The organism is Streptomyces sp. NPDC048411, assembly GCF_040704695.1.
Classification (GTDB): Bacteria; Actinomycetota; Actinomycetes; order Streptomycetales; family Streptomycetaceae; genus Streptomyces.
On sequence record NZ_JBEZKL010000069.1, the window covers coordinates 14,807 to 39,084 of the forward strand.

Sequence of the window (24,278 nt, forward strand, 5' to 3'; positions counted from 1 at the left end):
AGTGCGCCGATGCGGCACCGCGGACGTACCTGTGGCGCGGCCCCGGCTCGGCGGATCGCTCCCGCAGGTGCCGGACACGGACAGGCCCGGCCCGCTCCTGGGAGCGAACCGGGCCTGTTGTCAGCCGTGCTGACGACCACTCAGGGAGAGGCCGGCGGATACAGCGCGCGCGGCAGCTGCGAGGCCGCCGCCGAATCCAGCAGCCACAGCGTGCGGCTGCGTCCGTACGCGCCCGCCGCCGGGGCCTGGATCTCCCCGGCGCCCGACAGTGCGATGGCCGCGGCCTCCGCCTTGTCCTCGCCCGCCGCGAGCAGCCACACCTCGCGCGCGGCCCGGATCGCGGGCAGCGTCAGCGAGATGCGGGTGGGCGGCGGCTTGGGAGCACCGTGCACACCGACGACGGTGCGCTCGGTCTCCCGTACCGCGGGCAGCTCCGGGAAGAGCGACGCGACATGCGTGTCCGGGCCCACGCCCAGCATCAGCACATCGAACGTCGGGACCGGGCCGTGGTCCTCCGGACGGGCCGCGGTGGCCAGTTCGGCGGCGTACGCGGCCGCGGCGGTGTCGGCGTCGTTGCCGTAGGGACCGTCCGAAGCGGGCATCGCATGGACCCGGGACGGGTCGAGCGGCACCGAGTCCAGCAGGGCCTCACGAGCCTGCGTGACATTGCGCTCCGGATCGCCGTCCGGCAGGAACCGCTCGTCGCCCCACCACAGGTCGAGCCGCGACCAGTCGATCGCGTCCCGGGCGGGCGCGCCGGCGAGCGCGGCCAGCAGGCCGTTGCCGTTGCGCCCACCGGTGAGGACCACCGAGGCGTAGCCGCGCGCGGCCTGGGCGTCCACGATCTTCGTGATCAGCCGGGCCGTGGCGGCCTGCGCCATCAGCTCCTTGTCGCGGTGCACGACAAGTTGAGGGGCACTCACTTCGCTGCCGCCCTCTTCGCCGCGGTCTTCTTCGCCGCGGTCGGGGTGGCGGCTGGCTCGGACGCCTTCGCTGTGGCGGGCTCGGGCGCTGCCGCACCGGCCAGGTTCTCCACACCGAACTTCACCGTGGCTTCGTAGGTGTTGTCCGGGTCCAGACGGCGCAGCTCCTCGGCGAGCAGCTCGGCGGTCTCCCGCCGCTTGAGCGCCACCGCACGGTTCGGCTGTCCCGCCATGGAGAGCGTGGCGAGCGAACCGTCCGGGCGGTCCAGGACGATGGTGCCGTCCTCGGTCTCCATTCGTACGGCCGTCAGACCGGGACCGGCGGACAGCGTGCGCTGCACCGGTACCTTGAGCCGGTCCGCGAGCCACATGGCGAGCAGCTCGCAGCTGGGGTTCTCCGACTCGCCCTCGACCGTCGCCGACAGCACCTTGCCCGGCTTCTGGTCGAGCGCGGCCGCCAGCATCGAGCGCCACGGGGTGATGCGGGTCCAGGACAAATCCGTGTCGCCCGGGGCGTACGACTGGGCGCGCGCCGCGAGTTCGGCGCTCGGCGCCTCCGCCGAGTAGGCGTCCGTGATCCGGCGCTGGGCGAGCGCGCCCAGCGGGTCCCTCGCCGGGTCGGACGGTGCGTCCTCGGGCCACCACAGCACGACCGGGGCGTCCGGCAGCAGCAGCGGCAGGACCACCGACTGGGCGTGGTTGGCCAGTTCACCGTGGAGGCGCAGGATGATGGTCTCGCCGGAGCCCGAGTCGGAACCGACCCGTACCTCGGCGTCGAGCCGCGCGTCGCGCCGGCTGCGCGGCGAGCGGCTGACCCGCTTGATCACCGCGATGATCCGCGAGGGGTGCTCGCGGGAGGAATCGCTCGCCGCCTTGAGGGCGTCGTACGCGTTCTCCTCGTCGGTGACGATGACCAGGGTCAGCACCATGCCGATGGCCGGCGTGCCGACGGCACGCCGAGCCGACACCAGCGCTTGGTTGATCTTGCTGGAGGTGGTTTCCGTGAGGTCGATCTTCATGGCCGACGCCAGCTCCGTCCGTCTCGTGCGAGCATCTCGTCCGCCTCTGCCGGACCCCAGGTGCCCGCCGGGTACTGCGCGGGCTTGCCGTGCTTGTCCCAGTACTCCTCGATCGGGTCGAGGATGTTCCAGGAGAGCTCGACCTCCTGGTGGCGGGGGAAGAGGTTGGCGTCGCCCAGCAGCACATCGAGGATGAGCCGCTCGTACGCCTCCGGGCTGGACTCGGTGAAGGACTCGCCGTAGGCGAAGTCCATCGTGACGTCCCGGACCTCCATGGAGGTGCCGGGCACCTTGGAGCCGAACCGCACGGTCACGCCCTCGTCCGGCTGGACCCGGATGACCAGCGCGTTGCCGCCCAGCTCCTCCGTGGCCCCCGACTCGAACGGCAGGTACGGGGCGCGCTTGAAGACGACCGCGATCTCCGTGACCCGGCGGCCGAGCCGTTTTCCGGTACGGAGGTAGAACGGCACGCCCGCCCAGCGGCGGTTGTTGATCGTCAGCTTGATCGCGGCGAAGGTGTCGGTCTTCGACTTGGGGTCGATGCCGTCCTCCTCCAGATAGCCGAGGACCTCTTCGCCGCCCTGCCAGGCGTGGGCGTACTGGCCGCGCACCGTGTGCTTGCCCAGGTCCTCCGGCAGTTCGACCGCCGTGAGTACCTTGAGCTTCTCGGCGACCAGGGCCTTCGGGTGGAAGGAGCCGGGCTCCTCCATCGCGGTCAGTGCCAGCAGCTGCAGCAGGTGGTTCTGGATGACGTCACGGGCGGCGCCGATGCCGTCGTAGTAACCGGCCCGGCCGCCGATGCCGATGTCCTCGGCCATCGTGATCTGGACGTGGTCGACGTAGCTCCGGTTCCAGATCGGCTCGAACATCGTGTTGGCGAACCGCAGCGCCAGGATGTTCTGGACCGTCTCCTTGCCCAGGTAGTGGTCGATCCGGAAGACCTCGTTGGGCGGGAACACGTCGTGCACGATCTGGTTGAGATCCTGCGCACTGGTGAGATCGTGACCGAACGGCTTCTCGATGACGGCGCGCCGCCAGGAACCCTCCGTCTGGTCCGCCAGTCCGTGCTTCTTCAGCTGCTGGACGACCTTCGGGAAGAACTTCGGCGGCACGGACAGGTAGAAGGCGAAGTTGCCGCCCGTGCCCTGTTCCTTGTCGAGCTCCTCGATGGTGGCCTTGAGGGTTTCGAAGGCCTCGTCGTCGTCGAAGTTGCCCTGGACGAAGCGCATCCCCTGGACGAGCTGCTGCCAGACCTCCTCACGGAACGGCGTGCGGGCGTGCTGCTTGACGGCGTCGTGGACCTCCTGGGTGAAGTCCTCGTCCTGCCACTCGCGGCGCGCGAAGCCGACGAGCGAGAAGCCCGGTGGCAGCAGGCCGCGGTTGGCCAGGTCATAGACAGCAGGCATCAGCTTTTTGCGGGACAAATCGCCCGTGACGCCAAAGATGACCAGACCCGACGGCCCCGCGATACGCGGGAGCCGGCGGTCCTGGGCGTCACGGAGCGGGTTGGCTCCGGGAACACCAGACACTGTGGTCAGCCCTCCGAAGGAGCGAGGCGCTTGAGCTCCGCCTCGGTGGAGTTGAGCAGATCGATCCAGGACGCCTCGAACTTCTCGACACCCTCGTCCTCGAGGAGCTGCACGACGTCGTCGTAGGAGATCCCGAGCTTCGCGACGGCGTCGAGTTCGGCCCTCGCCTGCTCGTAGGTGCCGGCGACGGTGTTGCCGGTGACCTGGCCGTGGTCGGCCGTGGCCTCCAGGGTTGCCTCGGGCATGGTGTTCACCGTGCCGGGGGCGACCAGGTCGACGACGTACAGCGTGTCCTTGTACGCGGGGTCCTTGACACCGGTGGAGGCCCACAGCGGACGCTGCTTGTTGGCCTGCGCCTTGTCCAGAGCCGCCCAGCGGTCGGAGGAGAAGACCTCCTCGTACGCCTCGTACGCCAGCCGGGCGTTGGCGAGCGCCGCCTTGCCCTTCAGCGCCTTGGCCTCGTCGGTGCCGATCGCGTCGAGCCGCTTGTCGATCTCGGAGTCCACACGGGACACGAAGAACGACGCCACCGAGTGGATCCTGGAGAGGTCCAGGCCTGCGGCCTGCGCCTTCTCCAGGCCGGCCAGGTAGGCGTTCATGACCTCGCGGTAGCGCTCCAGCGAGAAGATCAGCGTGACATTGACGCTGATGCCCTTGCCGATGACCTCGGTGATCGCCGGCAGACCGGCCTTCGTCGCCGGGATCTTGATGAGCGTGTTCGGCCGGTCGACCAGCCAGGCCAGCTGCTTGGCCTCGGCGATCGTGGCGTGGGTGTGGTGGGCCAGACGCGGGTCGACCTCGATGGAGACCCGGCCGTCCTGGCCGTCCGTGGCGTCGTAGACCGGGCGCAGGATGTCGGCGGCGTCGCGGACGTCCGCCGTCGTGATCATGCGGATGGCCTCGTCGACCGTGACCTTGCGGGTCGCCAGGTCGGTGAGCTGCTGCTCGTAACCCTCTCCGTGCGAGATCGCCTTCTGGAAGATGGACGGGTTGGTGGTGACGCCCACGACGTGCTGCTCGTCGATCAGCTCGGCGAGGTTGCCGGAGGTGATCCGCTTGCGCGACAGGTCATCGAGCCAGATCGCCACGCCCTCTTCGGAGAGGCGCTTGAGTGCGTCTGTCATGAAAATTGCATCTCCTACTAGTCGTATAACGGCGTCAGCGCGCGGCGGCGGCGAGAGATTCCCGCGCTGCGGCGGCAACGTGCGCACCGGTGAAACCGAACTCGCGGAAGAGGACCTTGGCGTCGGCCGAGGCGCCGAAGTGCTCCAGCGAGACGATCCGGCCGGCGTCTCCGACGTACCGGTACCAGGTCAGCCCGATGCCCGCCTCGACGGCGACGCGGGCCTTCACGGACGGCGGCAGAACACTGTCCTTGTACGCCTGGTCCTGCTCCTCGAACCACTCGACCGACGGCATCGAGACCACCCGGGTCGGGATGCCGGCCGCCTGCAGTTCCTCGCGCGCCTCGACGGCGAGGTGGACCTCGGAACCCGTGCCGATCAGGAGGACCTGCGGCGCTGTGTTCTGCCCTTCGGGCCCTTCGGCCTCGAACAGCACGTAGCCGCCCTTGGCAGCGTCCTCGTTCGCCTCGTACGTCGGCACGCCCTGACGGGTCAGCGCCAGGCCGTGCGGGGCGCCCTTGCCGAACACCTTGGTGTAGCGGCGCAGGATCTCGCGCCAGGCGATGGAGGTCTCGTTGGCGTCGGCCGGGCGGACGATGTTCAGGCCCGGGATGGCGCGCAGCGAGGCCAGGTGCTCCACCGGCTGGTGGGTCGGGCCGTCCTCGCCGAGACCGATCGAGTCGTGCGTCCACACGTACGTCACCGGCAGGTGCATCAGCGCGGACAGCCGGACGGCGTTGCGCATGTAGTCGGAGAACACCAGGAAGGTGCCGCCGTAGATGCGGGTGTTGCCGTGCAGCGCGATGCCGTTCATGGCCGCGGCCATGGCGTGCTCGCGGATACCGAAGTGGATCGTGCGGCCGTACGGGTCCGCGCCCGGCAGCGGGTTGCCCACCGGGAGGAACGACGACGTCTTGTCGATCGTCGTGTTGTTCGAGCCCGCGAGGTCGGCGGAGCCGCCCCACAACTCGGGGATGATCTCGCCGAGGGCCTGGAGCACCTTGCCGGACGCGGCGCGGGTGGCGACGCTCTTGCCCGGCTCGAAGACCGGAATGCTGTCCTCCCAGCCCTCGGGCAGCTCGCCCGCGGAGATCCGGTCGAACTCGGCGGCGCGCTCCGGGTTGGCGGTGCGCCACGCGGCGAACGTCTTCTCCCACTCGCCCTGGGCCTCGCGGCCGCGGTCCAGCGCCTCACGGGTGTGCGCGATGACCTCGTCGGCGACCTCGAAGGTCTTCTCCGGGTCGAAGCCCAGGACCTTCTTGGTCGCCGCGACCTCGTCCTCGCCGAGCGCCGAGCCGTGCGAGGCCTCGGTGTTCTGGGCGTGCGGGGCCGGCCAGGCGATGATCGAACGGGCCGCGATGAACGACGGGCGCTCGGTCTCGGCCTTGGCCGCCTGGAGCGCCTGGTAGAGACCCGCGGGGTCCAGGTCGCCGTTGGGCAGCTGCTCGACACGCTGGACGTGCCAGCCGTACGCCTCGTACCGCTTCAGGGTGTCCTCGGAGACCGCGGTCTCCGTGTCGCCCTCGATGGAGATGTGGTTGTCGTCCCACAGCAGGACCAGGTTGCCGAGCTTCTGGTGCCCGGCCAGCGAGGAGGCCTCCGCGGAGATGCCTTCCTGGAGACAGCCGTCACCGGCGATGACCCAGACCATGTGGTCGAACGGGGAGGTGCCGGGGGCCGCCTCCGGGTCGAACAGGCCGCGCTCGTAGCGGGCGGCCATGGCCATGCCCACGGCATTGGCGACGCCCTGGCCCAGCGGGCCCGTCGTCGTCTCGACACCGGTGGTGTGGCCGTACTCCGGGTGACCGGGGGTCTTCGAGCCCCAGGTGCGGAACGCCTTGAGGTCATCGAGTTCCAGGCCGTACCCGGCGAGGTAGAGCTGGATGTAGAGGGTCAGGCTCGAGTGACCCGCCGAGAGCACGAACCGGTCGCGACCGGTCCAGTTCGCGTCGGCGGGGTCGTGCCGCATCACCTTCTGGAAGAGCGTGTACGCGGCGGGAGCCAGGCTCATCGCCGTACCCGGGTGGCCGTTTCCGACCTTCTGTACGGCGTCAGCGGCAAGGACGCGGACGGTGTCCACGGCCCGCTGGTCCAATTCGGTCCACTGGAGGTCTGTGGTGGTCGGCTTGGTGCTCACCCTGAGTCAGGGCTCCTCTCCACTGTTGTAAACCGGTGGCTGGTGACCGCACCGGGCGTCATCGAGCCTACCCCCGACACAGCACGCATTTTCCGGGCACTTTCCAGGGTGCGGGCGGCCCGTGGAGTTCGCCTCCCGTATGAGCGCAGCGGCTCACTTCTGCGCTACTCCGATGAGCGCCACTCCTTACTTATGCGCTCATCGGGCACGGTGCTTCCGCGCCACTCCAACACGACGCCACCCCCGCGAAGAACGGCCTGTCCCCAACGTCTACAGTGGTCTGGTTCGCGCAAGTCTTTACTGGGCCTTCATGTCCGGAGCTTGCTGGGATTTCTCTGTCAGGGGTGTGCGTGACGGCCGTCGAGTCCCGACCCGCAGGGGTCGCCTTGACTCCGAGCCCAGGGGGCCATCGCCCGTTCGGGGCCCGTATCAAGGCATTCGTGGCGCTGACCAAGCCGCGGATCATCGAGCTGTTGCTGATCACCACTGTTCCGGTGATGTTCCTGGCCGCTCAGGGTGTGCCCGACCTGTGGCTCGTACTCACCACCACCATCGGGGGATATCTCTCCGCGGGTGGTGCCAATGCGCTCAACATGTACATCGACCGCGACATCGACGCGTTGATGGACCGTACGTCGCAGCGTCCGCTGGTCACCGGCATGGTGAGCCCGCGCGAGTGCCTGGCCTTCGGTATTGCCCTCGCGGTGATCTCGACGGTCTGGTTCGGGCTGCTGGTCAACTGGCTGTCGGCGGCACTGTCGCTGGGCGCGCTGCTCTTCTACGTCGTCGTCTACACGATGCTGCTGAAGCGGCGCACCTCGCAGAACATCGTCTGGGGCGGCATCGCGGGCTGCATGCCGGTCCTCATCGGCTGGTCCGCCGTGACCGACTCGATGTCCTGGGCCGCGGTCATCCTCTTCGCCGTCATCTTCTTCTGGACGCCGCCGCACTACTGGCCGCTGTCGATGAAGGTCAAGGACGACTACGCACGTGTCGGCGTACCGATGCTCCCGGTCATCGCGACCAACCGGGTGGTGGCCCGCCAGATCGTCATCTACAGCTGGGTGATGGTGGCGGTGTCGCTGCTGCTGACCCCGCTCGGCTACACCGGCTGGTTCTACACGGCCGTGGCGCTGCTGACCGGCGGGTTCTGGCTCTGGGAGGCGCACGGCCTGCAGAACCGGGCGAAGGCCGGGGTGTCCGGTGCCAAGCTCAAGGAAATGCGACTGTTCCACTGGTCGATCACCTATGTGTCACTGCTGTTCGTCGCCGTCGCGGTCGACCCGTTCCTGCGCTGACACCGTTTCGCTCCTGCCGACGGGCGGGGTACGTGGCCCATGCCACGTGCCCCGCCCGTCGCCAGTTGATCTACCCATCGGTAGCATCCGTTGCATGGCAGACACGGCAGAGACCCAGCAGGTCGACGACAGGAAGCAGGCCGCCCGCGCGGAGCGCAGGGCAGCCAGGCTCGCCAAGCAGATCGGCGCCTTCGCCAAGGCGCACGGCGGCGCCGAGGGGCAGCTCGCCTACATCGGGCAGATGGGCACCCGCATCGTGCTGGTCGGCGAGGACGGCGACTGGGGCGACCTGGTCGCACCCTCGTACGCGGTCGCCGAGAGGGCCACCGCGAAGGCCGGGATCACGATGCACGAGTCCTTCGACGGAGAGTTCGCCGCCAAGGTCCGCACCGGCCCGTACGAGTGGACGCGGATGGCCGGGATCCAGGTCGGAGGCCCCTCCAACAAGGGCTGAGCCGCCGCCCGGGACGTCTCCGGGCGCATCCCACGGGGTGCTCCGCACCGAGCAGGTCGCCGACGCCTCGGGCACCGTCGAGAGCTTCCTCGCCGACCTCGCGGCGGCCGTGCACACCGCGGCCGTACGGCCCTGGCCTGGAACCTGATCCAGGACCGCCAGGACCGGGCGAGGTGCTCAGCAGGGTGCCGGGCGGCTGGGTGGCGGACGGCACGTGGTCGCGCACCGACGACACGCGGGTCGCGGCGATGATCGCGTCCGGCAACGCGCGCCGGGTGTACGGGCTGGACCCGCGGCCCTCGTAGCAGGGCTCAGGGCCTGTCGGGTGACCTCTGATCGGGCGGCCACGCCCTGGCGCGCACGCTTCCGGCGTTGCCGAAATGGCCTGGTAGCTCCGCTACGAGGCCATCCTGGCGCCTTGGAATCGCACGCACCATGCCGCGTCCGCTCTCCGATCGAAGTTCACCCGACAGGCTCTCAGCCGGCGGCTGCGGGCTCCGGGGTCTCCGCGGCGGGGGCGGGCACCGGGGCGGTCGCCCCCGGGCGCTCGCGCAGCGAGAGCAGCACCCGCACGACGGCGATCCACACCAGGCACGAACCGAGCATGTGCAGCCCGACCAGGATCTCCGGGGTGTCGGTGAAGTACTGCACGTAACCGATCACACCCTGCGACATCAGCACCAGGAAGAGATCACGGGTGCGGTGCAGCGGACCGACCGGCGCGTCGACGGCCTTCAGCACGAACCAGAGCGCGACCGTCAGCGCCACCACGGCCCAGGCCAGGTCGGCGTGGAGCTGCGTGATCATCTTCCAGTCGAGCGGGATGCGGTGGACGTCGCTGGAGTCGCCCGCATGCCGTCCGGCACCCGTCACGACTGTGCCGACGGCGATCAGCAGGCCGGCCGCGGCCACCAGCAGCCAGGTCAGCTGCGAGACCGCCTTGCCGACCAGCGGACGCGGCTCCGCGTCGCCCTCCCGAGCCCGCTGCCAGGTCACGACGGCGACCGTGAGCAGCGCCGTGGAGAGCAGGAAGTGCGCCGCGACGGTGTACGGGTTGAGGCCGACCAGCACGACGATGCCGCCGAGCACGGCGTTGCCCATGACCACCCAGAACTGCGCCCAGCCGAGCCGGGTGAGGCTGCGCCGCCAGGGCTGCGCGGAGCGGGCCGTGATGATCGCCCAGCCGACCGCCGCGCACAGCACGTAGGTGAGCATCCGGTTGCCGAACTCGATGGCGCCATGGATGCCCATCGCGCTCGTCGCCGTCAGAGACTCGTCGGTGCACTTGGGCCAGGTGGGGCAGCCGAGACCGGAGCCGGTGAGCCGCACCGCACCGCCGGTGACCACGATGACGACGGCCATCACGACGGCTGACATCGCCGCACGGCGGACCGTCCGGGGGGACGGAGTCCAGCGTTCGGCGATGTAGAGGAGCGGGTTCCGCGCGGCTTGAGCGACTTCGGCTCGGGTCAGCTTGGGCACGCGCACCATCGTAAGCGGCGGCTTGTGCAAGCTTTCACGAGGGGGACGAGTTACCTCGAAACGTCATGCCGCACGCCGCCGGTCATTCCCAGCGGAAGAACTTTGCCGCCGCGCCCAGCCCGAGCACCGCCCAGACCGCGAGGATCCCGAGATCGCCCCACGGCATCGAGGCACCGTGCTGGAGCACGTCCCGCAGCCCGTCGGACAGGGCCGCGATCGGCAGCAGCCCCAGCACGGACTGCGCCGCGTCCGGGAACTTGTCCAGCGGCACGATGACCCCGCCGCCGACCAGCAGCAGCAGAAAGACCAGGTTGGCGGCGGCGAGCGTCGCCTCCGCCTTCAGGGTCCCGGACATCAGCAGGCCGAGCCCGGAGAACGCGGCGGTGCCGAGCGCGAGCAGCAGCAGGACGGCGAGCGGGTTGCCGTGCGGCGACCAGCCCAGCGCGAACGCGATCACCGTCAGCAGCACGACCTGCAGCACCTCGGTGACCAGCACCGCAAGGGTCTTCGCGGTCATCAGCCCCCAGCGGGGCAGCGGTGAGGCGCCGAGGCGCTTGAGCACGCCGTACCGCCGCTCGAAGCCGGTCGCGATGGCCTGGCCGGTGAAGGCGGTGGACATCACGGCGAGCGCGAGAATGCCCGGCGCCAGGAAGTCCACGGACCTGCCCGCGCCGGTGTCCACGATGTCGACGGCGCTGAACAGCACCAGCAGCAGCGTCGGAATGATCACCGTCAGGAGCAGCTGCTCGCCGTTGCGCAGCAGCATCCGCGTCTCCAGCGCGGTCTGCGCACCGATCATGCGGGGCAGCGGGGCGGCACCGGGCCGCGGGGCATACGTACCGGCGCTCATGCGCGCAGCTCCTTGCCGGTCAGTTCCAGGAAGACGTCCTCCAGGGTGTGACGCTCGACGGAGATGCCCTCGGGCATCACGCCGTGCTGCGCGCACCAGGAGGTGACGGTGGCCAGCAGCTGTGGGTCGACCTGGCCGGTGATGCGGTACGTGCCGGTGGTGGGCTCAGCCGCCTGCGTGCCGTCGGGCAGCGCCTTCAGCAACGAGCCGAGGTCGAGACCGGGGCGGCCGGTGAAGCGCAGGGTGTTCTCGGCGCCGCCGCGGCACAGCAGCTCCGGGCTGCCCTGGGCGATGACCCGGCCCGCGTCGATGATGGCGACATCGTCGGCGAGCACCTCGGCCTCGTCCATGAAGTGGGTGGTGAGGACGACCGATACGCCGTCGGCGCGCAGTTCCCGTACGAGATCCCAGGTCGAGCGGCGGGCCTGCGGGTCGAGGCCCGCGGTCGGCTCGTCGAGGAACACCAGCTCGGGGCGGCCGACGACGGCCATCGCCAGGGCGAGGCGCTGCTGCTGGCCGCCGGAGAGCCGGCGGTACGTCGTCCGGCCGCAGCTGCCGAGGCCGAGACGCTCGATCAGCGCGTCGACGTCGAGCGGGTGGGCGTGCAGTTTCGCCATGTGGCGGAGCATCTCGTCGGCGCGCGCTCCGGAGTAGACGCCACCCGACTGCAGCATCACGCCGATCCGGGGGCGGAGCTCCGCGGCGTCGGCGACCGGGTCGAGGCCGAGGACGCGTACAGTCCCGGCGTCGGGGCGGCGGTAGCCCTCGCAGGTCTCGACGGTGGTGGTCTTGCCGGCGCCATTGGGGCCGAGGACGGCGGTGACCGCGCCGGTGCGTACGCCCAGGTCGAGGCCGTTCACCGCGGTCTTGGCGCCGTACCGCTTCACCAGGCCACGGATCTGCACGACCGGCTCGTTCTTCATGGCCGGTAAGTCTAGGCAGCGGCCCGGCGGGCAAGTCCCCGGGGGCCGGATTAGGTAACCCTTAGTGACGAACTCCACCGTTGATCGTTTCGGACCGTGGTTGTCAGGGGCGGAGGAATTACGCAACAATGGCGTTGTGAAATACCAGGGCGAGGCTCCGCAGGAGGAACTCGCGACCGGCGAGCGCTCGACGCGCAACCGGGTCGCGCGCTCCATCCTGGACCACGGCCCGTCCACCGTCGCCGACCTGGCGAAGCGGCTCGGACTGACTCAGGCCGCCGTCCGCCGCCATCTGGACGCCCTCCTCTCCGACAATGTCGTCGAGGCCCGCGAGCAGCGGGTGTACGGGGCGCGGACCCGCGGCCGCCCGGCCAAGGTGTTCGCTCTGACCGACTGCGGCCGGGACGCCTTCGACCAGTCCTACGACAAACTTGCCGCCGACGCTCTTCGCTGGATCGCCGAGACCGCGGGCGACGAAGCGGTCGCCGTCTTCGCCCGTGCCAGGACCGCTGCCCAGTCAGTGGCCTACCGCAAGGCGGTCGAGGCCGCGAACCCCGAGAAGCGCACCGAGGCGCTGGCCAAGGCCTTGTCCGCCGACGGGTACGCTGCTACGGCGCGCAGCGCGCCGGGCCCCCAACAGGGCGAGCAGTTGTGCCAGCACCACTGCCCGGTCGCCCATGTCGCCGAACAATTCCCGCAGCTGTGCGAGGCGGAGACGGAAATCTTCTCCAGCCTGCTCGGGACCCATGTGCAGCGTCTGGCCACCATCGCCCACGGCGACGGGGTGTGCACGACGTTCGTACCGCGCGGCGGACCCCCAACCGCACAGACCACCACATCAGCATCTGCAAGCACGGCCGGGAGGAACCCCGCATGACGCTCCCCACGGAGACTGCCCACCCTGAGCTCGAGGGTCTGGGTACGTACGAATTCGGCTGGGCCGACTCCGACGCGGCAGGCGCGGCGGCCAAGCGCGGCCTCTCCGAGGCTGTCGTACGTGACATCTCGGCGAAGAAGAACGAGCCCGAGTGGATGCTGAAGCTCCGCCTCAAGGGCCTGCGGCTGTTCGACAAGAAGCCCCTGCCGAACTGGGGCTCCGACCTGTCGGGCATCGACTTCGACAACATCAAGTACTTCGTGCGGTCCACCGAGAAGCAGGCGGAGTCCTGGGAGGACCTGCCCGAGGACATCAAGAACACGTACGACAAGCTCGGCATCCCGGAGGCGGAGAAGCAGCGCCTGGTCGCCGGTGTCGCCGCGCAGTACGAGTCCGAGGTCGTCTACCACCAGATCCGTGAGGACCTGGAGGAGCAGGGCGTCATCTTCCTCGACACGGACACCGCGCTGAAGGAGCACCCGGAGCTCTTCAAGGAGTACTTCGGCACCGTCATCCCGGTCGGCGACAACAAGTTCGCCTCGCTGAACTCGGCCGTGTGGTCCGGTGGCTCGTTCATCTACGTGCCGAAGGGTGTCCACGTCGACATCCCGCTGCAGGCCTACTTCCGTATCAACACGGAGAACATGGGCCAGTTCGAGCGGACGCTGATCATCGTCGACGAGGACGCCTACGTCCACTACGTCGAGGGCTGCACCGCGCCGATCTACTCCTCGGACTCGCTGCACTCCGCCGTTGTCGAGATCATCGTGAAGAAGGGCGGCCGCTGCCGCTACACGACGATCCAGAACTGGTCGAACAACGTCTACAACCTGGTCACCAAGCGCGCCGTGGCGTACGAGGGCGCGACCATGGAGTGGGTCGACGGCAACATCGGCTCCAAGGTCACCATGAAGTACCCGGCCGTCTACCTGATGGGCGAGCACGCCAAGGGCGAGACGCTCTCCATCGCCTTCGCCGGCGAGGGCCAGCACCAGGACGCCGGATCCAAGATGGTCCACATGGCGCCGAACACCTCCTCCAACATCGTCTCCAAGTCGGTGGCGCGAGGCGGCGGCCGTACCTCGTACCGCGGCCTGGTCGAGATCGGCGAGGGCGCCGCGGGCTCCAAGTCCAACGTGCTGTGCGACGCGCTCCTGGTCGACACGATCTCCCGCTCCGACACGTACCCGTACGTGGACGTCCGTGAGGACGATGTGTCCATGGGCCACGAGGCCACTGTCTCCAAGGTCTCCGAGGACCAGCTCTTCTACCTGATGAGCCGCGGTCTGACCGAGTTCGAGGCCATGGCCATGATCGTGCGCGGCTTCGTCGAGCCGATCGCGCGCGAGCTGCCCATGGAGTACGCGCTTGAGCTCAACCGGCTGATCGAGCTGCAGATGGAGGGTTCGGTCGGCTAGCACAGCCTGACGACCGAATCCCCCGACTTTTGACAGAGAAAGCGAGCACTACGACAGCCATGGCTGAGGCTCAGAACATTCCGGCGGGGTCCACCACCACCGGCTCCATCGCGGTGGCCGCCGAGTCGACCGTCGCCACGCGCATGAGCGCGCCCCCGTCCTTCGACGTCGCGGACTTCCCGGTCCCGCACGGCCGCGAGGAGGAGTGGCGGTTCACGCCGCTGGAGCGGCTGCGCGGCCTGCACGACGGCACCGCCGTCGCGACCGGTGGCGCCGTCAAGGTCGAGGTCGACGTCCCCGAGGGCGTCACCGTCGAGACCGTCGGCCGCGACGACGCGCGGCTCGGCCGGGCGGGCACCCCGGTGGACCGCGTCGCCGCCCAGGCGTACTCGTCCTTCGAGAAGGCCTCGGTGATCACGGTCGACAAGGAGGCCGTGCTCGCCGAGCCGATCCGGATCGCGGTGCACGGCGAGGGCGGCGTGGCCTACGCCCACCAGGTCATCGAGCTGGGAGCCTTCGCCGAGGCCGTGGTCGTCATCGACCACACCGGTGACGCGGTCCTCGGGGGCAACGTCGACTACGTCCTCGGTGACGGTGCGAAGCTGACCGTCGTCTCCGTCCAGGACTGGGACGACACCGCCGTCCACGCCGCTCAGCACAACGCGCTGATCGGCCGGGACGCCACCTTCAAGTCGATCGTCGTCACCTTCGGCGGCGACCTGGTCCGCCTCCACCCGCGGGTCTCCTACGCGGGCACCGGCGGCGAGGCGGAGCTCTTCGGGCTGTACTTCACCGACCGGAGCCAGCACCAGGAGCACCGTCTCTTCGTCGACCACAACACCCCGCACTGCAAGTCCAACGCCGTCTACAAGGGCGCGCTCCAGGGCGACGGCGCGCACGCGGTGTGGATCGGTGACGTGCTCATCCAGGCCAAGGCCGAGGGCACCGACACCTACGAGATGAACCGCAACCTCGTCCTCACGGACGGCGCGCGGGTCGACTCGGTGCCGAACCTGGAGATCGAGACCGGCGAGATCGTCGGCGCCGGTCACGCCTCCGCGACCGGCCGCTTTGACGACGAGCAGCTCTTCTACCTGATGTCCCGCGGCATCCCGGCCGAGGAGGCCCGTCGGCTCGTCGTGCGCGGCTTCTTCGCCGAGCTGGTCCAGCAGATCGGTCTGCCGGACGTCGAGACCCGTCTGCTCGACAAGATCGAGGCCGAGCTGAAGGCTTCCGTCTGATGGCCTTCGTCAGAGTCTGTGCGCTGAGCGAGCTGGAAGAGGACACCCCGAAGCGGGTGGAACTCGACGGAACGCCGGTCTCTCTCGTCCGTACCGAGGGGGAGGTGTTCGCGATCAACGACATCTGCTCGCACGCGAACGTCTCACTGTCCGAGGGAGAGGTCGAGGACTGCATGATCGAGTGCTGGCTGCACGGCTCCAGCTTCGACCTGCGCACCGGTAAGCCGTCCGGCCTTCCCGCGACGCGCCCCGTCCCCGTATACCCCGTCAAGATCGAAGGGGACGATGTGCTCGTCTCCGTCACCCAGGAGTCCTGAGTCACCCATGGCAACGCTTGAAATCCGCGACCTGCACGTCTCCGTCGAGGCCGACAACGCCACGAAGGAGATCCTCAAGGGCGTCGACCTGATCGTGAAGCAGGGCGAGACGCACGCCATCATGGGCCCCAACGGGTCCGGCAAGTCGACCCTCGCGTACTCCCTCGCAGGTCACCCCAAGTACACGATCACCAGCGGCACGGTGACCCTCGACGGCGAGGACGTCCTCGCGATGACCGTCGACGAGCGCGCCCGCGCCGGCCTGTTCCTGGCCATGCAGTACCCGGTCGAGGTCCCCGGTGTCTCGGTCTCCAACTTCCTGCGTACCTCCGCCACCGCCGTCCGCGGCGAGGCGCCCAAGCTGCGTACGTGGGTGAAGGAGGTCAAGGAGACGATGGCCGACCTCCAGATGGACCCCGCGTTCGCCGAGCGCAACGTCAACGAGGGCTTCTCCGGCGGTGAGAAGAAGCGCCACGAGATCCTTCAGCTGGAGCTTCTCAAGCCGAAGGTCGCGATCCTCGACGAGACCGACTCCGGCCTCGACGTCGACGCCCTGCGCGTCGTCTCCGAGGGCGTTAACCGGGTGCGCGAGACCGGCGAGGTCGGCACGCTGCTGATCACGCACTACACGCGGATCCTCCGTTACATCAAGCCCGACTTCGTGCACGTCTTCGCCAACGGCCGTATTGCCGAGTCCGGCGGCGCCGAGCTCGCCGACAAGCTGGAGAACGAGGGCTACGAGGCATATGTGAAGGGTGGCGCTTCCGCGTGACACAGCTGCCGGGCCTCCTCGACACCGAGGCGATCCGCAAGGACTTCCCCCTGCTGGATCGTACGGTCCACGACGGGAAGAAGATCGTTTACCTGGACAGCGCGGCGACTTCGCAGAAGCCGCGCCAGGTCCTCGACGCGCTCAGCGAGTACTACGAGCGGCACAACGCCAATGTCCACCGCGGCGTGTACACGATCGCGGAGGAGGCCACGGCGCTGTACGAAGGCGCCCGTGACAAGGTCGCCGCCTTCATCAACGCGCCGAGCCGCAACGAGGTGATCTTCACCAAGAACGCCTCGGAGTCGCTCAACCTCGTGGCCAACATGCTCGGCTGGGCCGACGAGCCCTACCGGGTGGACCACGAGACCGAGATCGTCACCACAGAGATGGAGCACCACTCCAACATCGTGCCGTGGCAGCTGCTTGCGCAGCGCACCGGTGCGAAGCTGAAGTGGTTCGGCATCACCGACGACGGCCGCCTCGACCTGTCCAACATAGACGAGATCATCACGGAGAAGACGAAGATCGTCACCTTCACGCTGGTCTCCAACATCATGGGCACGATCAACCCGGTCGAGAAGATCGTCCGCCGCGCCCAGCAGGTCGGCGCGCTGGTCTGCATCGACGCGTCGCAGGCCGCCCCGCACATGGTGCTCGACGTGCAGGCGCTGCAGGCCGATTTCGTGGCCTTCACCGGCCACAAGATGGTCGGTCCGACCGGCATCGGCGTGCTCTGGGGACGGCAGGAGCTCCTGGAGGACCTGCCGCCGTTCCTCGGTGGTGGCGAGATGATCGAGACCGTGTCGATGCACTCGTCGACATACGCCCCGGCGCCGCACAAGTTCGAGGCGGGTACGCCCCCGATCGCGCAGGCCGTCGGCCTCGGCGCAGCCGTGGACTACCTCTCGGCGATCGGCATGGACAAGATCTTCCGGCACGAGCACGCGATCACCGAGTACGCGGTGAAGCGCCTCCTGGAGGTCCCGGACCTGAAGATCATCGGTCCGTCCACCGCGGAGGACCGCGGCGCCACGATCTCCTTCACGCTCGGCGACATCCACCCGCACGACGTGGGCCAGGTCCTCGACGAGCAAGGCATCGCGGTCCGCGTCGGACACCACTGCGCACGGCCGGTCTGCCTGCGGTACGGAATTCCTGCGACGACACGAGCGTCGTTCTATCTGTACTCCACGCCCGCCGAGGTCGACGCCCTGGTGGACGGCTTGGAGCACGTACGGAACTTCTTCGGCTGAGGGTTGACTGGTGAAGCTTGATTCGATGTACCAGGAAGTGATCCTGGACCACTACAAGCACCCCCACGGGCGCGGTCTGCGGGACGGCGACGCCGAGGTGCACCACGTCAACCCGACGTGCGGAGACGAGATCACGCTCCGGGTGAAGTACGACGGCGAGACCATCGCCGATGTGTCGTACGAGGGCCAGGGCTGTTCCATCAGTCAGGCCAGCGCCTCCGTGATGAACGAGCTGCTGGTCGGCAAGGAGCTGGGCGAGGCGCAGAAGATCCAGGAGACCTTCCTGGAGCTGATGCAGTCGAAGGGCCAGCTCGAGCCGGACGACGCGATGGAGGAGGTGCTGGAGGACGCGGTCGCGTTCGCCGGTGTCTCGAAGTACCCGGCCCGGGTCAAGTGCGCGCTGCTGAGCTGGATGGCGTGGAAGGACGCGACGGCGAAGGCGCTGTCCGAAGGGAACATGGCATGAGCGATCACGGTACGCCAGAAGTACTGACCACCAAGCCGGCCTCCGAGGAGGAGGTCCGCGAGGCGCTGTACGACGTCGTCGACCCCGAGTTGGGCATCGATGTCGTCAACCTGGGCTTGATCTACGGCATCCACATCGACGACGCGAACATCGCCACCCTCGACATGACCCTGACGTCCGCGGCCTGCCCGCTGACCGATGTCATCGAGGACCAGGCGAAGTCCGCGACCGACGGCCTCGTCAACGAGCTGCGGATCAACTGGGTCTGGATGCCGCCGTGGGGCCCGGACAAGATCACGGACGACGGACGCGAGCAGCTGCGCGCGCTCGGCTTCAACGTCTGATCCTCTGCGCTTCCGAACGGCCTCCGGCTCGAGCCGGAGGCCGTTCGGCGTTGTTCGTCCGCCGGTTGCGCCTCCCGCTCCGTCGGGTACACCGTCAGCGGCCTACGGACGAGCGCGGCTTCGCGATTCGGTGCGGCGAACGGCCATGACCGCCGGGCAGACTGGCGGTCATGGCCGTTTCCTTTTAGCACGCACCCAGTCCCGCTCCTTCTCCCACCCCCATGTGCCGGTCGGTCTGAGCGGTGTGACTCGCGCTCACGGACCGAACTGCGGGGGCGCGGCGGCTGCTTCGGCGAGGACCGGGCCCAGGTTCTCGGTGCGCATCCGCCGGTCCACGTACAGCAGCCCGATCACCAGCTGCGGGAACGTCGCCGAGACGAGCTGGCCGATCAGCTGGCCCAGCAGCATGGCCACCAGGTAGCCGCTCACGGCGACGATGACGGCCGCGACGCTCGGGTCCGAGTCCAGGCTCGCTGTGCTGAGCATGCCCGGGAACAGGCCGAGGAACGAGAACGGCGTCTGGATGATGTAGCTCGCCACCGCCGCCATGATCAGCGCCAGCAGTGAGATGCCGAAGATCCGCCACCAGTCGCCGCGCACCAGCTGCGAGGAGCGGCGCAGCGCCGAGATCGGGCTCTGTCCCTCGAAGACGGCGGCGGAGGGGGCCAGGGAGAACTTCACCCAGAGCCAGGCCGCCAGCGGGAACGTCGCCAGGGCGCCGAGGAAGCTGAACGGGATCAGTGCCGTGGCGCCGGACCCGGCATCCAGGCTGACGGCCGCGATGATGGCGGACACCATGGTGACAATCATGAAGACCAGTGGGATCAATGTGATCAGCCCGGTCAGGATCACCGTGCCGATGACCGCCGGTACGCGGGCCCAGGCCCGGCGCCAGATGATTCCGAACGTGGTCCGCCGCCCCAGGACGGCGTCCTGCAGGACCGCCGGTACGGTCGCGTACATCATGGCGGTGCCGATCATGAGCGACAGAAGGGCGACCAGCCAGACGGCGCCGAAGGCGATCACCAGCGGGGTGATGTCCTCCGTGGGCGCGCTCTCCTCGGCGGAGAGCTCGACGACCCGGTGCAGATGGTCGCTGACCGCGGAGTACGCGATCGCGACCGCCGCGCCGACCACGACGACGGCCCCGCCGTACACGGCCGCACCGATGCCGAAGAGCTGCTTCCAGTAGCGGCCCATCGTGGAGAACGCGCCGCTGAGGATGTCCCCGAGGCTCAGCGGCGCGAGCGGTATCACCCCTGGCTTCGGCGGCGGCATCCAGCCGCCCCATCCCGGCGGTCCGGGGGGTCCTCCGTACGGCGCTCCTCCGTACGGCGGGCCCCCGGGCCCGCCGCCCCACCCTGCGTCCTGCGCCACTGCTGCTCCGTTGTGTCGGTGTCCATGTGCTGGTCGGGACACGGTAGCGCTCCTGGTGGGGCAGTGGATCCCTTCTGCGCACCACGTTATGTGTACGGGCGTACGCAACGATGCGTACACTCGTACGCATGGGATACGGACTGCTGGCCGCGGCCATTGCGGCGGAGGTGGCCGGGACGACGGCCATGAAGTACAGCGAGGGCTTCACCCGGCTCTGGCCCTCGCTCATCACCGTCGTCGGCTATCTGCTTGCCTTCTCGCTGCTCGCACAGACCCTGAAGACGGTGTCCATGGGCACCGCCTATGCCATCTGGGCCGGGATCGGCACGGCGGCGGTCGCCACCATAGGGGTCCTCTTCATGGGCGAGTCCGGAAACCTGGTCAAGATGGCGGGCATCGCGCTGATCATCGCCGGTGTGGTCGTGCTCAACCTGGGCGGAGCGCACTGATGATCCGTCGGTACGACCCCGAGCGGCGCGGCCGCATCATCGATGCGGCGATCCGGGTGGTCGGTACCAAGGGCATCGCGGGGCTCAGCCACCGTTCCGTCGCCGCGGAGGCGGATGTGCCGCTCGGCTCGACGACGTACCACTTCGCCTCGCTCGACGAGCTGCTGGTCGCCGCGCTGCGCCGCTCGAACGAGAATTTCTCCCGGGCCATGCGGGAGAGCGAGGCCCTCCTCGCCCCGGACGCCGATCTCGCCGAGGCGCTGGCCCGGCTGCTGGGGGAGTGGTTCTCCGGCGGCCGCGGGCGCCTGGAGCTGGAGTACGAGCTCTACCTCGCGGCGCTGCGCCGGCCCGTGCTGCAGCCGGTCGCCGCCGAGTGGACGGATGTCACCGCCGAGCTGCTGGCCGGGCGCACCGATCCGGCCACCGCGCGGGCGCTGATCGCGCTGATGGACGGGATCTGTCTGCAGGTGCTGCTGACGGGCGGGAGCTACGACGCGGCGTACGCGCGGGAGATGCTGGCGCGGATCATCGGCTGACCGCGTCGGCCGCCCCGGGGCGTCGACGGGCCCGGCCCCGGCGGGCGTCGGGATGTCAGCGGCGGACCGCCGCCAGGGCCGCCTGCACGCTCGCCTCGATGTCCGTGATCGGATACAGCGCCTCGCGGACCGTCCGGTCCCGGCCCATCACCAGGGTGAGCCGCTTCAGCCGGCTGACTCCCGCCGCCCGGAACGTCGGCAGTCGCAGCGCCGCCGCAAGCCCCAGTTCCGCGTCGGACAGCAGCGGGAAGCGCAGCCCCTCCGCCTCCGCGAACGCCCGCTGCTCGTCGGGGCGTTGGGTGGACACTCCGTGCACCGTCGCCCCCGCCGCGGTGAACTCGGTCAACTGGTCGCGGTACGTGCAGGATTCGAGGGTGCAGCCGCTCGCGCCCGGGATCTCGGCCCAGCCCGGCGGGTAGGCGTCCCGGCGGGCGTACGCGCCGGGGAAGCAGTACAGGACGGTGTACGGGGTGTTGGCGACCGGGTCGCGCAACACGCCGTCGTAGTCGAGGAGTTGCAGCTCCGGCAGGCGGGTGCCCACCAGGGCGTGCACCCGTGCCGCCTCCTTGGACGTCTCCGTGGCCGTCGCCATCGTCTCCCCGTCTCCCATCACCCAGGTGTCGCCCCAGTCCTGGAGCGCGATCAGTACGGGCAGCAGCGCGCGGCCGCGCGGGGTGAGCCGGTACTCGTACCGGACGGGGCGGTCCTGGTACGGATCCCGCGACAGCACCCCCGCGTCCACCAGCAGCCGCAGCCGCTCGGTGAGCACCTTGCGGGACATGCCCAGCTCGTGCTGGAGCGCGTCGAAGCGGTGCACCCCGCGCGCGGTGTCGCGCACGATCAGCAGGGTCCACCAGTCGCCGACGACATCGAGGGCCTGGGCGATCGCGCAGTCGGCGTCGGACAGGCTGGTGCGCTGCGGCATGACTTCGTCTTCTTCCGTTCTTGCTCGCGCCGAGGCCACCCCTTACGGGATTGACCTGCGGAAAGCATGCTGTCATAGTCCGTTCCCAAAAGGAACTCACTGGGGGGCTGCGCATGAGGATCTTCGGGATGGTGCGGGACGTACCACGGACGGTACGGCTGCTGGCCTTGGGAGCCTTCTTCAACGGAGTCGTCAGCTTTACCTTCGTCTATCTCTTCGTCTATCTGACCGGACCGCGCGGACTCACCGTGCCGCAGGCCGGAGTGATCGCGGGCATCGGCGGCATCGGCCTGGTCGCCGGTAACTTCACCGGCGGATGGTTCGGCGACCACTACGGTCACCGCCGGATGCTCCTGATGGGCGCGCTGGTGAGCGGCGCGGCGCTCGTCACCTTGCCGGTCCTGCCGGTCGTGGCGATGTACGGGGTGCTGCCGCTCGCACAGTACGCGGCAGGCGTCGTACGCGCCGCCAACGCGGCCCTCGTCGCCGTCTCCGTTCCCGAGGGCGGCAGGCGCCAGAGCTTCGCCCTGATGCGCGCCGGGAGCAACGCCGCCTTCGCCGTCGGCCCACCGCTCGGCGCACTGATCGCCGACCGCTTCTCGTACGGCCCGCTGTTCGTCGCCGACGGCCTCGGGACGCTGCTCTTCGCCGCGTACGCATCGAAGGTGCTCCCGGCGCGCGGCACCGCACACACCCGGCCGGCGCACGACCCCGGTGCGCCCGGGCTCTGGCGGGAGCTGCGGGTCAGACCCGCGGTGACGGTGCTGCTCGCCGCGATCCTCTGCGTCGACTTCGTCTACCGGCAGCAGTACTCCACCCTGCCCGTGTTCCTCGGCGATCACGGCCACGGCGCCCAGTTCTACGGGTGGCTGCTCGCCATCAACGGCGGCGTCATCCTCTGCCTCGAACTCCCGGTGGCGCACGCACTGCGCCGACGGGCTCCGCTGAGCATCGTGGGCACCGGGCTGCTGCTGGTGGGGCTGGGATTCGCGGCACTGATCCCGGGGGCCGGCGTGCTGTTCGCCGTCACCATGATGGTGTCGCTGACCGCGGGCGAGGTCCTGTACAAGTCGACCGCCACGGCGTACGTCGCCGACCAGGCCCCCGGTCATGTGCAGGGCCGCTTCCAGAGCCTGTACGCGGGGGCGTCCATCAGCGGCCAGGTGCTGGCTCCGCCCCTCGGCGGCGCGCTCTACGCGGCCGCGCCCGAGCTGCTCTGGCCGGTGTGCGCGGTACTGGCCGGCGGTGCGGGGGTGGCGGTGCTGGCGGCGCGGCGGCTGCGGGGGCCGGTGCGCGTGGAGGCTCCGGCGCGGACTCCGATGCCCGAGCGGCAGGCGCAGCCCGGCTGACCGGGTGGTCCGGGCGGGTGGGCCCCCACCGCGACCATCCGGCGAGACCGGTTGGCTCCGGCGGGGCCCTGCCGGTTAGGTTCGTGTCATGACCGACACGACTTCCCGCACCACCGGCGCCGTCGCCGCCGGCCTCGCCACCATCGCCGGCGACGGTTCCGTTCTCGACACCTGGTTCCCCGCCCCCGAGCTCTCCGCCGGCCCCGGCCCGGCCGGAACGGAACGGCTCACCCCCGACCAGGCCGTGAACCTCCTCGGCGAGGGCGCGGCCAAGGCCGTCGGCGTGGACGCCCGCCGCGGTGTCGAGGTCGTCGCCGTGCGCACGGTCATTGCCTCGCTCGACGACAAGCCGCTCGACGCCCACGACGCGTACCTGCGCCTGCACCTCCTCTCGCACCGTCTCGTCCAGCCGCACGGACAGAACCTGGACGGCGTCTTCGGCCTCCTGACCAACGTCGCCTGGACGTCGCTCGGTCCGGTCGCCGTCGACGACCTGGAAAAGGTGCGACTGAACGCCCGCGCCGACGGCCTGCACCTCCAGGTCACCTCGGTCGACAAGTTCCCCCGGATGACGGACTACGTCGCCCCGAAGGGCGTCCGGATCGCCGACGCCGACCGGGTCAGGCTCGGCGCGCACCTCGCCGCCGGTACGACGGTCATGCACGAGGGCTTCGTCAACTTCAACGCCGGCACGCTCGGCACGTCGATGATCGAGGGCCGCATCTCCGCGGGCGTCGTCATCGGCAACGGCTCCGACATCGGTGGCGGTGCCTCGACGATGGGCACCCTTTCCGGCGGCGGCAAGGAGCGCATCGTCATCGGTGAGCGCTGCCTCATCGGCGCCGAGGCGGGCGTCGGGATCGCGCTCGGCGACGAGTGCGTCGTCGAAGCGGGGCTGTATATCACCGCGGGTACGCGCATCACCATGCCGGACGGCCAGATCGTCAAGGCGCGAGAGCTCTCCGGTGCCTCGAACATCCTCTTCCGCCGCAACTCGGTCACCGGCGCTGTCGAGGCCCGCCCGAACAATGCGGTGTGGGACGGCCTCAACGCTGTCCTGCACAGCCACAACTAGGGCGTGTTTCGAAAGTCCCGCCTGCCTGGCGACGCCTGGCACGCACGCTCGCTGCGTTGTCGGGCTCGCCCCGACACGCCCAGTATCGGGGCGAGCCTCCGCCTCGCGATCGCACGCACCAGACGCCGCCAGGCCCGCCC

24 protein-coding genes and 1 pseudogene are annotated in these 24,278 nt (G+C 69.5%); 15 read left to right on the forward strand and 10 right to left on the reverse strand.

Annotation, left to right across the window (positions count from 1 at the left end; all coding sequences use genetic code 11):
• Positions 1 to 140 precede the first annotated feature (140 nt).
• From pgl to tkt, 5 genes are read right to left on the reverse strand one after another with little or no spacing between them, the layout of a single operon-like run.
• Positions 141 to 923, reverse strand: coding sequence for a 6-phosphogluconolactonase (gene pgl, locus AB0915_RS23270; protein WP_366692911.1), 783 nt, complete (start codon positions 921 to 923; stop codon positions 141 to 143).
• Complete coding sequence (gene opcA / locus AB0915_RS23275) at positions 920 to 1,942, reverse strand: glucose-6-phosphate dehydrogenase assembly protein OpcA (protein ID WP_366692912.1); 1,023 nt, start codon at positions 1,940 to 1,942, stop codon at positions 920 to 922. Before opcA ends, pgl begins: the two co-directional genes overlap by 4 nt.
• On the reverse strand, positions 1,939 to 3,471 hold the full coding sequence (gene zwf, locus AB0915_RS23280; protein ID WP_366692913.1) for a glucose-6-phosphate dehydrogenase: 1,533 nt from the start codon (positions 3,469 to 3,471) through the stop codon (positions 1,939 to 1,941). Before zwf ends, opcA begins: the two co-directional genes overlap by 4 nt.
• Positions 3,472 to 3,476: 5 nt before the next feature.
• A complete protein-coding gene (tal, locus tag AB0915_RS23285) occupies positions 3,477 to 4,595 on the reverse strand; it encodes a transaldolase (protein WP_366692914.1) in 1,119 nt (372 codons plus the stop codon).
• 34 nt (positions 4,596 to 4,629) lie between these two features.
• On the reverse strand, positions 4,630 to 6,732 hold the full coding sequence (gene tkt, locus AB0915_RS23290) for a transketolase (protein ID WP_366692915.1): 2,103 nt from the start codon (positions 6,730 to 6,732) through the stop codon (positions 4,630 to 4,632).
• Between the two features lie 344 nt (positions 6,733 to 7,076).
• Between tkt and AB0915_RS23295 the strand changes: the two genes are divergently transcribed.
• The 3 genes and pseudogenes from AB0915_RS23295 to AB0915_RS23305 all read left to right on the forward strand — a co-directional run.
• Entirely contained in the window at positions 7,077 to 8,030 is a 954-nt protein-coding gene (locus AB0915_RS23295) for a heme o synthase (protein WP_366692916.1), read from the forward strand.
• 94 nt (positions 8,031 to 8,124) lie between these two features.
• Complete coding sequence (locus tag AB0915_RS23300) at positions 8,125 to 8,484, forward strand: hypothetical protein (protein ID WP_366692917.1); 360 nt, start codon at positions 8,125 to 8,127, stop codon at positions 8,482 to 8,484.
• Between the two features lie 170 nt (positions 8,485 to 8,654).
• A pseudogene (locus AB0915_RS23305) lies at positions 8,655 to 8,789 on the forward strand (amidohydrolase); the annotation flags it as partial.
• A 172-nt stretch (positions 8,790 to 8,961) separates the two neighbouring features.
• Here AB0915_RS23305 and AB0915_RS23310 read toward each other — a convergent pair.
• The 3 genes from AB0915_RS23310 to AB0915_RS23320 form a co-directional block, all read right to left on the reverse strand.
• The gene (locus AB0915_RS23310; protein WP_366692918.1) at positions 8,962 to 9,975 is read right to left on the reverse strand and encodes a COX15/CtaA family protein; all 1,014 of its coding nucleotides are present in this window, start codon (positions 9,973 to 9,975) and stop codon (positions 8,962 to 8,964) included.
• Between the two features lie 73 nt (positions 9,976 to 10,048).
• Positions 10,049 to 10,816 carry an ABC transporter permease gene (locus tag AB0915_RS23315; RefSeq protein ID WP_366692919.1) on the reverse strand — a complete coding sequence of 256 codons (768 nt, stop codon included), beginning with the start codon at positions 10,814 to 10,816 and terminating at the stop codon, positions 10,049 to 10,051.
• Positions 10,813 to 11,739 carry an ABC transporter ATP-binding protein gene (locus AB0915_RS23320; protein ID WP_366692920.1) on the reverse strand — a complete coding sequence of 309 codons (927 nt, stop codon included), beginning with the start codon at positions 11,737 to 11,739 and terminating at the stop codon, positions 10,813 to 10,815. The genes AB0915_RS23315 and AB0915_RS23320 overlap by 4 nt, the downstream gene beginning before the upstream one ends.
• 136 nt (positions 11,740 to 11,875) lie before the next feature.
• On the opposite strand from AB0915_RS23320, the gene AB0915_RS23325 reads away from it, so the two are divergent.
• From AB0915_RS23325 to AB0915_RS23360, 8 genes are read left to right on the forward strand one after another with little or no spacing between them, the layout of a single operon-like run.
• Positions 11,876 to 12,616 (forward strand): metalloregulator ArsR/SmtB family transcription factor, encoded by a 741-nt coding sequence (locus tag AB0915_RS23325; RefSeq protein WP_366692921.1) that lies wholly within the window; start codon positions 11,876 to 11,878, stop codon positions 12,614 to 12,616.
• Complete coding sequence (gene sufB, locus AB0915_RS23330) at positions 12,613 to 14,034, forward strand: Fe-S cluster assembly protein SufB (protein WP_345514753.1); 1,422 nt, start codon at positions 12,613 to 12,615, stop codon at positions 14,032 to 14,034. Before AB0915_RS23325 ends, sufB begins: the two co-directional genes overlap by 4 nt.
• Before the next feature lie 59 nt (positions 14,035 to 14,093).
• Entirely contained in the window at positions 14,094 to 15,275 is a 1,182-nt protein-coding gene (sufD, locus tag AB0915_RS23335) for a Fe-S cluster assembly protein SufD (protein WP_366692922.1), read from the forward strand.
• Positions 15,275 to 15,592: a bifunctional 3-phenylpropionate/cinnamic acid dioxygenase ferredoxin subunit gene (locus AB0915_RS23340; RefSeq protein WP_358860180.1), complete on the forward strand. Its 318-nt coding sequence runs from the start codon at positions 15,275 to 15,277 to the stop codon at positions 15,590 to 15,592. Before sufD ends, AB0915_RS23340 begins: the two co-directional genes overlap by 1 nt.
• Positions 15,593 to 15,599: 7 nt before the next feature.
• Positions 15,600 to 16,364, forward strand: a complete 765-nt coding sequence (sufC, locus tag AB0915_RS23345) for a Fe-S cluster assembly ATPase SufC (protein ID WP_037691717.1) — start codon at positions 15,600 to 15,602, stop codon at positions 16,362 to 16,364.
• A complete protein-coding gene (locus AB0915_RS23350; RefSeq protein ID WP_366135270.1) occupies positions 16,361 to 17,617 on the forward strand; it encodes a cysteine desulfurase in 1,257 nt (418 codons plus the stop codon). Before sufC ends, AB0915_RS23350 begins: the two co-directional genes overlap by 4 nt.
• 10 nt (positions 17,618 to 17,627) lie before the next feature.
• Complete coding sequence (gene sufU, locus AB0915_RS23355; RefSeq protein ID WP_358860178.1) at positions 17,628 to 18,083, forward strand: Fe-S cluster assembly sulfur transfer protein SufU; 456 nt, start codon at positions 17,628 to 17,630, stop codon at positions 18,081 to 18,083.
• Positions 18,080 to 18,427: a metal-sulfur cluster assembly factor gene (locus AB0915_RS23360; RefSeq protein ID WP_037691711.1), complete on the forward strand. Its 348-nt coding sequence runs from the start codon at positions 18,080 to 18,082 to the stop codon at positions 18,425 to 18,427. Before sufU ends, AB0915_RS23360 begins: the two co-directional genes overlap by 4 nt.
• Before the next feature lie 255 nt (positions 18,428 to 18,682).
• Here the strand turns inward: AB0915_RS23360 and AB0915_RS23365 are convergent, their stop codons facing one another.
• Positions 18,683 to 19,705 (reverse strand): hypothetical protein, encoded by a 1,023-nt coding sequence (locus AB0915_RS23365; protein WP_366692923.1) that lies wholly within the window; start codon positions 19,703 to 19,705, stop codon positions 18,683 to 18,685.
• Positions 19,706 to 19,932: 227 nt separating this feature from the next.
• Between AB0915_RS23365 and AB0915_RS23370 the strand changes: the two genes are divergently transcribed.
• Together AB0915_RS23370 and AB0915_RS23375 are read left to right on the forward strand one after the other, a co-directional pair.
• Positions 19,933 to 20,253, forward strand: coding sequence for a multidrug efflux SMR transporter (locus AB0915_RS23370; protein WP_366692924.1), 321 nt, complete (start codon positions 19,933 to 19,935; stop codon positions 20,251 to 20,253).
• Entirely contained in the window at positions 20,253 to 20,789 is a 537-nt protein-coding gene (locus AB0915_RS23375; protein WP_366692925.1) for a TetR family transcriptional regulator, read from the forward strand. Before AB0915_RS23370 ends, AB0915_RS23375 begins: the two co-directional genes overlap by 1 nt.
• 55 nt (positions 20,790 to 20,844) lie before the next feature.
• Here the strand turns inward: AB0915_RS23375 and AB0915_RS23380 are convergent, their stop codons facing one another.
• Positions 20,845 to 21,714, reverse strand: coding sequence for a winged helix-turn-helix transcriptional regulator (locus AB0915_RS23380; protein WP_366692926.1), 870 nt, complete (start codon positions 21,712 to 21,714; stop codon positions 20,845 to 20,847).
• Positions 21,715 to 21,827: 113 nt separating this feature from the next.
• Between AB0915_RS23380 and AB0915_RS23385 the strand changes: the two genes are divergently transcribed.
• Complete coding sequence (locus AB0915_RS23385) at positions 21,828 to 23,063, forward strand: MFS transporter (protein WP_366692927.1); 1,236 nt, start codon at positions 21,828 to 21,830, stop codon at positions 23,061 to 23,063.
• 88 nt (positions 23,064 to 23,151) lie between these two features.
• Positions 23,152 to 24,138: a 2,3,4,5-tetrahydropyridine-2,6-dicarboxylate N-succinyltransferase gene (gene dapD, locus AB0915_RS23390; RefSeq protein ID WP_366692928.1), complete on the forward strand. Its 987-nt coding sequence runs from the start codon at positions 23,152 to 23,154 to the stop codon at positions 24,136 to 24,138.
• Positions 24,139 to 24,278: the final 140 nt, after the last annotated feature.

Coding starts and splice junctions, on each gene's coding strand:
- AB0915_RS23365 (WP_366692923.1), bottom strand. CDS start 19,705: ATGCCGCCGCCGAAGCCAGGGGTGATACCGCTCGCGCCGCTGAGCCTC.
- AB0915_RS23360 (WP_037691711.1), top strand. CDS start 18,080: ATGAGCGATCACGGTACGCCAGAAGTACTGACCACCAAGCCGGCCTCC.
- AB0915_RS23340 (WP_358860180.1), top strand. CDS start 15,275: ATGGCCTTCGTCAGAGTCTGTGCGCTGAGCGAGCTGGAAGAGGACACC.
- AB0915_RS23385 (WP_366692927.1), top strand. CDS start 21,828: ATGAGGATCTTCGGGATGGTGCGGGACGTACCACGGACGGTACGGCTG.
- sufD (WP_366692922.1), top strand. CDS start 14,094: ATGGCTGAGGCTCAGAACATTCCGGCGGGGTCCACCACCACCGGCTCC.
- AB0915_RS23300 (WP_366692917.1), top strand. CDS start 8,125: ATGGCAGACACGGCAGAGACCCAGCAGGTCGACGACAGGAAGCAGGCC.
- sufC (WP_037691717.1), top strand. CDS start 15,600: ATGGCAACGCTTGAAATCCGCGACCTGCACGTCTCCGTCGAGGCCGAC.
- AB0915_RS23375 (WP_366692925.1), top strand. CDS start 20,253: ATGATCCGTCGGTACGACCCCGAGCGGCGCGGCCGCATCATCGATGCG.
- tal (WP_366692914.1), bottom strand. CDS start 4,595: ATGACAGACGCACTCAAGCGCCTCTCCGAAGAGGGCGTGGCGATCTGG.
- opcA (WP_366692912.1), bottom strand. CDS start 1,942: ATGAAGATCGACCTCACGGAAACCACCTCCAGCAAGATCAACCAAGCG.
- AB0915_RS23320 (WP_366692920.1), bottom strand. CDS start 11,739: ATGAAGAACGAGCCGGTCGTGCAGATCCGTGGCCTGGTGAAGCGGTAC.
- AB0915_RS23380 (WP_366692926.1), bottom strand. CDS start 21,714: ATGCCGCAGCGCACCAGCCTGTCCGACGCCGACTGCGCGATCGCCCAG.
- AB0915_RS23370 (WP_366692924.1), top strand. CDS start 19,933: ATGGGATACGGACTGCTGGCCGCGGCCATTGCGGCGGAGGTGGCCGGG.
- sufB (WP_345514753.1), top strand. CDS start 12,613: ATGACGCTCCCCACGGAGACTGCCCACCCTGAGCTCGAGGGTCTGGGT.
- AB0915_RS23310 (WP_366692918.1), bottom strand. CDS start 9,975: ATGGTGCGCGTGCCCAAGCTGACCCGAGCCGAAGTCGCTCAAGCCGCG.
- AB0915_RS23315 (WP_366692919.1), bottom strand. CDS start 10,816: ATGAGCGCCGGTACGTATGCCCCGCGGCCCGGTGCCGCCCCGCTGCCC.
- dapD (WP_366692928.1), top strand. CDS start 23,152: ATGACCGACACGACTTCCCGCACCACCGGCGCCGTCGCCGCCGGCCTC.